This is a genomic window from Kocuria soli (assembly GCF_003797835.1).
GTDB lineage: Bacteria > Actinomycetota > Actinomycetes > Actinomycetales > Micrococcaceae > Kocuria > Kocuria soli.
Map to the genome: position 1 here is coordinate 89,501 of NZ_RKMF01000009.1, position 8,972 is coordinate 98,472.

At 68.8% G+C, this 8,972-nt stretch carries 7 protein-coding genes; 2 read left to right on the top strand and 5 right to left on the bottom strand.

The genetic code is table 11. The features are described from left to right. Nucleotides 1-69: 69 nt before the first annotated feature. From EDL96_RS07910 to rfbB, 3 genes are read right to left on the bottom strand one after another with little or no spacing between them, the layout of a single operon-like run. Nucleotides 70-1,869, bottom strand: a complete 1,800-nt coding sequence (locus tag EDL96_RS07910) for an ABC transporter ATP-binding protein (RefSeq protein ID WP_123825244.1) — start codon at nt 1,867-1,869, stop codon at nt 70-72. Further along, nucleotides 1,866-3,338, bottom strand: coding sequence for a sugar nucleotide-binding protein (locus tag EDL96_RS07915; RefSeq protein WP_123825245.1), 1,473 nt, complete (start codon nt 3,336-3,338; stop codon nt 1,866-1,868). The genes EDL96_RS07910 and EDL96_RS07915 overlap by 4 nt, the downstream gene beginning before the upstream one ends. Further along, nucleotides 3,335-4,345 carry a dTDP-glucose 4,6-dehydratase gene (gene rfbB / locus EDL96_RS07920; protein ID WP_123825246.1) on the bottom strand — a complete coding sequence of 337 codons (1,011 nt, stop codon included), beginning with the start codon at nt 4,343-4,345 and terminating at the stop codon, nt 3,335-3,337. Before rfbB ends, EDL96_RS07915 begins: the two co-directional genes overlap by 4 nt. Nucleotides 4,346-4,606: 261 nt before the next feature. Between rfbB and EDL96_RS07925 the strand changes: the two genes are divergently transcribed. Continuing rightward, nucleotides 4,607-5,215 (top strand): hypothetical protein, encoded by a 609-nt coding sequence (locus tag EDL96_RS07925; RefSeq protein WP_123825247.1) that lies wholly within the window; start codon nt 4,607-4,609, stop codon nt 5,213-5,215. Nucleotides 5,216-5,247: 32 nt separating this feature from the next. Beyond that, nucleotides 5,248-5,556, top strand: a complete 309-nt coding sequence (locus EDL96_RS07930) for a hypothetical protein (RefSeq protein ID WP_123825248.1) — start codon at nt 5,248-5,250, stop codon at nt 5,554-5,556. 20 nt (nt 5,557-5,576) lie between these two features. Here EDL96_RS07930 and EDL96_RS07935 read toward each other — a convergent pair whose 3' ends face one another. Together EDL96_RS07935 and EDL96_RS07940 are read right to left on the bottom strand one after the other, a co-directional pair. After that, nucleotides 5,577-6,518, bottom strand: coding sequence for a glycosyltransferase (locus EDL96_RS07935; RefSeq protein WP_123825249.1), 942 nt, complete (start codon nt 6,516-6,518; stop codon nt 5,577-5,579). Next, nucleotides 6,515-8,857, bottom strand: a complete 2,343-nt coding sequence (locus EDL96_RS07940; protein WP_158609547.1) for a glycosyltransferase — start codon at nt 8,855-8,857, stop codon at nt 6,515-6,517. The genes EDL96_RS07935 and EDL96_RS07940 overlap by 4 nt, the downstream gene beginning before the upstream one ends. Nucleotides 8,858-8,972 lie beyond the last annotated feature (115 nt).

Consider the following 8,972-nt stretch of genomic DNA (forward strand, 5'->3'; position numbering starts at 1 on the left):
GCGGTTGAGGGTTCGTGCTGCAAGGGTGTGCGTGCACGGGTCTCGGCTGACCCATCCTACGGTCGCGGATCAGCCGACCCGGCCCAGCGCAACCAGCTGGGCGAAGTGCTCATTGCTCCGGCGCACTTCCTCGAAGGTCCCCACGTCCGTCACCTCGCCCTGGTCCATGAACACGATCGTGTCCGCCGAACGCACCGTCGAGAGACGGTGGGCAACCATGACGATGGTCAGGCGACCCGCGAGTTCCTCCAGGGTCATCGACAGCTTCTTCTCCGTGAGGTTGTCCAGGGCCGACGTCGCCTCGTCCAGGATCAGGACCTTCGGTTCCCGGTACAGGGCCCGGGCGATCCCGATGCGCTGACGCTGCCCACCGGAGATGCGGATCCCGCGTTCCCCCAACACGGTCTCGGCACCCTCCGGCAGATCGGCGACCAGATCGTCCAACTGCGCGGAATGCAGGGCCCGGGCCAGGCGTTCGTCGTCGATCTCCCCCTCCGGAACCCCGAAGGCCACGTTGCGGCGCAAGGAGGAGTTGATCAGGAAGACGTCCTGGGAGACGACGCCGAGGGACCGGTGCCAGTCCGCGGGACGCGCGGCGATGTCCTGACCGCCGCACATGACTCGCCCCTCGGTGGGGGCGAAGAGTCCGAGCAACACGTCCAGGACCGTTGACTTCCCGGCACCGCTGGAACCCACCAGGGCCACCGTGCTGCCCTCCGGGATGCGCAGGTTCACTCCCCGCAGGGTCCAGTCGCGGGAATCCGGGAAGCGGAAGCCGACCCCCTGCAGCTCGATGTCCCCCTGCAACGGGGCGGGTCCGCTGCCGTCGTCCTGGGGTGAGTGGTGCGTCGTGACCGCGGCGGGGAGTGCGGCCAGCGTGGACTCGGTCTCCTCGAGCCCCACCGTGGCAGCGCGTGCCTCGCCGAGGTTGGCCCCGAGCCGGTTCAGCGTGGGCAACATGCGTCCGGCGGCGGCCGTGAAAACGCCCAGGATTGCGATCATCTGCCCCGTGTCCCCCATGAGCTGGATCGCAGCGGCAATGGCGCCGATGCCCACGACCATGGCGACCTCCAGCAGGTACCGCGGCGCCTCCGACAGGATCGAGAGCTTGCGGACCGCTCGTGCCTGGCGAGCCCGGGTCTCCCGGAACTGCTGGGTGAAGAAGGGGACGCTGGTGGTCAGCCGAACGTCCCGGAAGCCCTCCACGACCGGGATCCGCGCGTTCCACTGCTCCGCAGCGACGTCCGAGAGTTCCCGCCCGATGCGCCGCTGATGCGATCTGAGGACCAGCTGGATCACCGCGAGCACCCCGCCCAGGACCACCACCGCGGCCACCGTGCCGACCGGGGAGATCCAGGCCAGGACCACGGTGGCCAGGATCAGGGTCAGCGCGTCCACCGTGATCATGAGGTACCCGTTGAGCAGCCCCCCGAAAACCTGCGACATGGAGAAGTCCAGCTGCCGGTTCATCTGGGCATTGCTGCGCGTGCGGTGCACGACGTAAGGCGCCTCCGCGTACCGTTCCAACATGTTGGCCGCGGCCAGACCTTCGAGCCGGCTGGTGCGCCCCAGGAGCCACCACCGGAACATGATCGCGGCCACGGTCTTGAGCAGAAACACGCCGCCCACGGCTGCGGCCAGCACGACGATTCCGGCTCCGACTCCGTGGACCCCGAACGGGGCCAGCCGGTCCAGCACCGACTCGTGCCCCGGTGCCCTGGTGGCCACAAGCATGAGCGGCATCATCGCCGCGATCCCCACCATGTCCAACAGGGCCACGACCAGCGACCCCAAGACGGCCCAGACCAGCCAGGCTTTGCCTTCCGACGGCAGGAGTTGATCGTGGACTCGGAGCAGTCTGCGGATCACCGGGGCTCACGTCCCAGGTGGTTGACCAGCTGTTCCCTGGCGTCCGGGAGGTGGATACCCGCGGCCGTCAGGGCCGAGGTGTCCAGCGCGCTGCGAGCCGGGCGCGGGGCGTGCGGCCGCTCCCCGAAGAACTCGGCCGTGCTGACGGCCTGCACGCGCCCGGGGTCGTGCCCGTCGATCTCGAAGACCCAGCGGGCCACCTCCGCCCAGGACACGACCGGGCCGCCGTTGGTCACGTGGAACGTGCCGTAGGGCACTTGCCGGGTCACGATCTGCAGCACGACGTCGGCCAAGTCCCCGGCGAAGGTCAGCCGCCCCGTCTGGTCGTCGACCACCCGCGGGTTCACACCCCGTCGGGCGAGATCACGCATGGTGTCCACGAAATTGCGGCCTTCGCCGATCACCCAGCTGGTCCGCAGGATCCAGGTCTTGTGCCATGCCCGCACCGCCGCTTCACCGGCGGCCTTGGACTGGCCGTAGACGGACAGCGGCGCCACCGGGTGGTCCACGGGGTACCCGATGGCTCGGACCCCGTCGGCCGTCCTGAGGGACGTTCCGGTGTCAGGTGCCGGTGCCTCGCCGTCGAACACGTAGTCGGTGGACACGTGCAGCAGTGGGACGTCGGCCTCTCGGCAGGCCGCGGTCAGCGCCGCCACCCCCGTGGCGTTCACCTCCCAGGCATGACGCCGTCCCTCCGGGGTCTCGGCCGAGTCCACGTCCGTGTGGGCGGCGGCGTTGACCACCGCCCGGACCCCGCGCAGGGACGGTGAGACGGTGTCCAGCGGCCAGGTGGAGGGGCTGCTGAGGTCCCATTCCCGGTGACCGAAGGCCAGGAACGGGATGCCGCGTTCGGTGCAACGACTTGTCAGCGCGCGCCCGAGTTGTCCCCCGGCGCCGAGAATCACCAGCGGCGGGGCGGGCACGGGCGACACGTCCCGCAAGGGCGGGTGCTCCAGGTCCTTGGCGGAGCGGGTTGCGCGGTCCAACGGGGTGGGCCAGGTGATGCCCAGTTCGGGATCTGCGGCATTGACGTAGACGTAGTCCGCCTGTGCCGCGGGCGACCAGTGCTGCGTGACCAGGTACGTGTAGCCGGTCCCCGGGGCAAGGGTCTGGAAGCCGTTGCCCACCCCTCGCGGGACGAACACCGCCTGGTCCGGACCGAATTCGCGGGTCACGACAGCCCCGAATCCGGGCCCCTCACGCAGATCCACCCAGGTCCCGAAGACCCGGCCCTGGGTCACGGACACGTATTTGTCCCACGGCTCGGCGTGAATCCCCCGGGTGGTGCCGACGTCGTCGTTGAAGGAGATGTTGTGTTGCACGAAGTCCACATCCGGCAGCCCGGCGGGCACCATCTTGGCGCGCTGCCAGTTCTCCTTGAACCACCCGCGGGCGTCCCCGTGGACGGGCAGGTCCACGAACAACAGGCCCGGGATCAAGGTTCGGTGAACCACGGGGCCGCCGCTCATCGGCCCGTCTCCGCGTAACGGTCCTCGGTCACGGCCTTCTTGCTCCGCCACCAGTCCTGGTGCTCCCGGTACCACTCGATCGTGTCGGCCAGCCCGGCGCGCAGATCGACGTGGGTCGGGGACCAGCCCAGTTCCGAGCGGACGGCGCCGGCGTCGATCGCGTAGCGACGGTCGTGCCCCGCGCGGTCCGGAACGTGGTCGAAGGCTGCCGGATCTTGGCCCATGAGCTCCAGAATCGCGCGCATCACGGTGATGTTGTCGTGTTCGCCGTCGGCCCCGATCAGGTAGGTCCTGCCGATGGTTCCGCGGTCCAGGACACGGAGGACTGCCGCGCAGTGGTCCTCGACGTGGATCCAGTCCCGGACGTTGCGACCGTCGCCGTAGAGCTTGGGGCGGCGACCGTCCAGCACGTTGGTGATCTGCCGCGGGACGAACTTCTCGACGTGTTGGTACGGGCCGTAGTTGTTGGAGCAGTTGCTCAGGGTCGCCGCGACCCCGAAGGACCGGGACCACGCGCGCACCAGGTGATCGGCGCCGGCCTTGGACGCGGAGTAGGGACTCGACGGGTTGTAAGGGGTGGCTTCCGTGAACCGCGCGAGGTCCTCCAGCTCCAGGTCGCCGTAGACCTCGTCCGTCGAGACGTGGTGGAACCGCACGTCATGGCGCCGGACCGCTTCCAGCAGGGTGAAGGTCCCCACCAGATTGGTCTGCACGAACGGGGCGGGGTCGGCCAAGGAGTTGTCGTTGTGCGACTCCGCGGCGAAGTGGACGACGGCGTCGGCCCGGGCCACCAGGGAGTGCACCAGGTCCTGGTCGCAGACGTCCCCGACCACCAGGTTCATCCGGTGCTCGTCCAAACCCGCCAGGGAACTCAGGTCCCCCGCGTAGGTGAGCTTGTCCAGGACCGTGACTCGGTCCTCCGTGGTACGCAGGACGTGGCGAACAAAGTTCGCACCGATGAAGCCGGCACCCCCGGTGACCAGCAGATGCCGTGATGCTGTCCTCAAGCCCGTCCTCCCTCTCAGCACGCACAGCCTCCGTGACCGCGTCGGCGCCTCCTGCACCAACAACCTACCGGGTCGAAATCTTGATGGCCGCAGAGGGGGCCCAAGACCGTGATCAATCACTGGCAACCGTGGCACTCATCTTCAGATCTTCTTTGAAACCGCATAGGATACTGCTCGGTAGGTACTTGGGCTGGTCTGGCTCGGGGACCTCGCAGCCACACCGACATGGTGACTATGTCCTTTGGGGGGATGAGCGGGAGCATGTCTGAAATCCAATCCAACACAACACGCGACGGTCAGGGCGTTTCCAGGCGCACCGTCGTCAGAAACGTCATGTGGACCACACCCGTTGTGGTTGCCGCAACCGCGGCGCCCGCCTACGCGGCCTCTCCGTCAGAGGAACTCGGGCTACAGGGGTGGGTGTCCGTCGCCAAGAGCTGTTCGTCCACCACCCAAGGCAGCGTCGTCACCATCGATGCCACGTCCGGGAGATACCCCGACCGCGGCCTGTGGGTCATCGGCGGAGATGGCGACTCGACGGTGACCAGCGCCAGCCTCACCGTGTATCTGTCCAGCAGCTTGGGCACCATCCCTTGGTCCGCCCGCGCTGGCAACACGGGATGGTCGGTCCCCGTGGTGGACGCTTCAGCACCGCGGCGTGCCGGGTACACCGCGTACACGACCCGTTACTCGGGGACATGGCGTCACGACCCCGCCAACAACGTCCTGTTGTCCGTCGGTCAACCCCGTTTTTCGGGCCGCCTCCCCAGCTATACCGCCTGCGCGCAAGACCTGTCCGTCTACTCCTACCGCAAGGCCACTGTCGACGGCCGGACCTACGAGATCCGCCGCGGCCCCGTTTACATCTGACCGCGTACTTCTGAGATCGAGAGAGAGCCATCATGGACAGCACCCCTGCACCGGAGACCCAAGGCCAGCCCGCTTCCTCTGCTGTGCCGAATTCAGCCGTCGAGCAAACAGACCGTCCCTCCACCGAAACGGCCAAGGCCGCGGACGGCACCAACACGCCGAGTGACCGCGGTACCCCCGGCGCTGCGGCGTCGAAGACGCCAGAGGATCCCAAGGATCCGTCGTCGACCACCGAGATTGATGAGAACGATCTCGACGAGAATGGTCGACAGCCCGGAGAAGGGGAATCCGATACCCTCGATTCTGACCGCCCCGACATTTACTCTTCCGCCGCGATCTAGCCCTCACCGGGCATCGAAGTTCACTCCGTAGGGCAGCCAGCGGGGAAGCCAGGAATTCGCGCCTCCGGGACGCGGCCCAGCACGCGGTATCGCGCGTGGCCTTCCACCACGCCCAGCGCCCAACCCAGTCGGCGCGCACTGTGATGCTCCGCCGTGCCCCGGACAAGACCCAGGGCACTCGGCAAGAGGGTGACCAGCGCGCGCACGGCACCGCGGGCACTCACGCCGTGGGGCGGTAACTTGTCGCGATGACGGCACCAGAGCTGGAGGGACGTTCGGCCGTAATGGCGGAAGCGCCGCAGCTCACCCCGGGCGTCCGCCCGCTCGGTGTAGTCCACGACGGCATCCGGGACGTACCCGAGGGTGTACCCGGTGTCCTGCGCCCGCCACGCGAAATCGGTTTCCTCGTGCCCCCGCACGAAGGATTCGTCGAAGCCTCCGATGCGCTGCAGAACCGTACGCCGCACGCCCATGTTGGCGCCCACCGGGTATCTGTGGTGGTCGAAGATCGTGGGGAGCTCACCCGGGACCTCCACCGCAAGGTCGGGCGTGCGCTCCTGCTCCCCCGGGCCCGGCCGATGTCCGGAAACACGGTGCAGCCCTCCCCCGACCAGGTCGTGACGCATCAGGCCGTCCACCATGGCGTCACGCCAGCCCGGGTGGACCCGGTCATCGGCGTCGCAGAACAGCACGAGGTCCGTGTCCGTGGCCGCGACACCCGCGTTGCGGGCGTGGGCCACACCCGCACGCAACGGGGCCTCGACAATCCGTACCCGGGGGTCCTCCCGGCGAAGTTCATAGAGCACCCGGGCCGTGGCATCGGTCGAACGGTTGTCGACCGCGACCACCCGGTCGCCGTCGTGCAACTGGGCCAACACGGCGCGTACCTGCGTGGCCACGGTTGCCGCTGCGTTGCGGACCGGCACGACCACCGACACCGAGCCGCTCGTAGCCCCGTTCATCGGTACACCCTACCTACCGCGACGTCAAAGGCCTCGGGCCCGAAGACTTCGGCGACTTCCCGTGCCACGGTCTGTGCCCGTTGCTCGGCCGCCGCAGGAGCCGCCAACACTTCTAGGACCTCTGCAGCGAATTCCGGGGGGGTATCGGCCACTCGGGCCCAGCTGCCGTCGCCGACACCTTCCATACCGACGGACGTGGTGACCACAGGCACCGCGCGCAGCATGGCCTCGACCACTTTGAACTTGACCCCCGCCCCCAGCCGCAGCGGGACGACGACGGCCGACGCCGCCCGGTACTGCACGTCGAGGTCTTCGACGTAGCCCAAGAGTTCCACCCCGGCCGCCTCGAGTTCCCGGGCCACGGGGTCCCGCCGGCCCTCACCCACGACCGACACAACTACCTCCGGCACCGCTTGGCGGATCAGCGGCAGGACCTCCCGTGCGAACCACAGGATCGCGTGCTCGTTCTCCCACCGCGCCATGTACCCGACGAACAACAACCGTGGTGGGCCCTCCGGCGCCCGGTCCTTCTCCCGAGGCTGCCCACTGACCGGCGCCGGGACCACGGAAACCCGGGCAGTCGTTCCTGTCCGGCCACCGTGAACAGGTGCAGGAAGCAGGTCGGCGTCCTTCCGACTGAGCACGATCACCTCGTCTGCGGTGGCCAGGATTTGTCGTTCCAGCCGCCGGGCGAGGAACGCCCGACCGCGCCAGGCGACGGTGCGCAGCGGCCCGGTGGCCAGTCGGGACTGGCGTTCGAAGCGTTGGGAGAGAACGTCGTGCAAGGTCACCACGATCCGCGCTGTGGGATTGAGTCGGCGCAGCCAGGGCAGCAGTGCGGCTTGCTCCTCCCATTGGAGATCAATGAGCGCCGCACGTGTCAGCAGACCTCGCACGGTTTCCAGGTCCCGGGGTGTCAGGCAGGGGTGCATCCCGGCGACGCGCCACCACAGCCGGCTCGCGCCGTTCGGCCCGTGCGGTGCGATCAGCCGGTGCGGAGGGGTTCCTCCCCGTGCCACGGCGCGGCCGTTGGCCGGGCCGTCCACTGCCACCGTGAGAACCCGCCTGTTCTTGGCGATTACCTGGTGCAGGCGCAGGGCGAACAGTTCTCCGGCCGATTCCTGGGCCACCGCGCTGGGGAGCACGGGCGAGATCATGACGGCGGAGCCCCTGGGAGCGGTGGCCTCTACCGCCACCTCGTGCACCACGGCCGACAGCCGCTCCACCCAGGCAGTCCAGGTCAGGCGACGCGAGGCATCCATGCGGGCGGCCTGCGCGGCCGCATCCAGTCGTGCCCGGTCCAGGGAGGTCAGAACCTCGACATAGGCGGCGGCCTCCTCCTCTGAGCCGGTGTCACCGTCTGTTCCCGTCACCAGCCACCCAGTCACGCCGTCGATCACGATGCTCTCGACCCCGCCGACCTTCGCCGCGAGCACGGGTAGCCCGTGGGTCAGCGCATCCGTCATCACCACACCCGCCGCGTTTGCCCGGGCCGGTTCCAGGAGTACGTCGTGCCTGCGATACAGCTCGCTCAGGTGGCCGCGATCCACGCGCCCGGTCCCGGTGACCCACTCCGGCAGGTGCTCCGGAACATCGCCGACGACCGTGAAGACCACCGGACGTCGACGCCGCCCCGCTTCCACGACGGCAAGGGCTCGGTCACCGCCCTTGCGGACCCAGTCGCTGCTGACGAACAGGACCTTGAGGTGGCCTGCGGCTTCGGCAGCACCCACCTCCCGCTGATCTGCCGGGTCTGTCCGTGTCGACCGGGACGGCACGGCGGGGACACCCGGGCCGAAGGGCGCCACGTGGATCCGCTCCGGGGGCACGCCCACGTCCTTCGTCAAGGACCGGGCTGCCCATTCGCTGGCCACGAGGTAGCGATCGGTGCGCTGCGCCGCCGCGTGCTCGACCGCGCGGCCACGACGTCGGTCACCGGGCCCCAAGTCACGGAACATGGGATAGAAACCGTCCAGGGCATGGAACGTGGCGTCCGTGACCTGGATCAGGTGGAGTTCCGGGGGCAGGTCCAGGACGTCGGTCGATGCGGCCACGGCGACCATGACGTCCACAACCTCCCGGTCACCTTGGAGATCCCCGGTGTCCCCGGATGATGCGGTCAGGCGGGCTCGGCGTCGGAGATATTCCGCGCGCAGGGCTCTGCTGCGCCGCCGTGCCGTGGCCGGGGTGTGCCGCGGGAGGGTCCGGCCGCCTCCGGTCAGGCCCCGGATGCGGGCACGTAATCGTTCGACGGGCGCGTCGCGGACCGTGACCGGATCGAGCAGGTGAACTTCCACGTCAGGCTGAGTGCCGGCCAATGCCTGTACCACGTTCACCATGGGTGCTACCACCCCGGACCAGGCGGAAGGATCTGCCGGTGCCCACGGGGTGTACAGCCACAAACGCACCGCCACCGACTTTTCCTTTCCGGGCCACTCGGGCTCTCGCCACCAC

Coding starts and splice junctions, on each gene's coding strand:
- EDL96_RS07915 (WP_123825245.1), bottom strand. CDS start 3,338: ATGAGCGGCGGCCCCGTGGTTCACCGAACCTTGATCCCGGGCCTGTTG.
- EDL96_RS07925 (WP_123825247.1), top strand. CDS start 4,607: ATGTCTGAAATCCAATCCAACACAACACGCGACGGTCAGGGCGTTTCC.
- EDL96_RS07930 (WP_123825248.1), top strand. CDS start 5,248: ATGGACAGCACCCCTGCACCGGAGACCCAAGGCCAGCCCGCTTCCTCT.
- EDL96_RS07935 (WP_123825249.1), bottom strand. CDS start 6,518: ATGAACGGGGCTACGAGCGGCTCGGTGTCGGTGGTCGTGCCGGTCCGC.
- EDL96_RS07940 (WP_158609547.1), bottom strand. CDS start 8,857: ATGGTGAACGTGGTACAGGCATTGGCCGGCACTCAGCCTGACGTGGAA.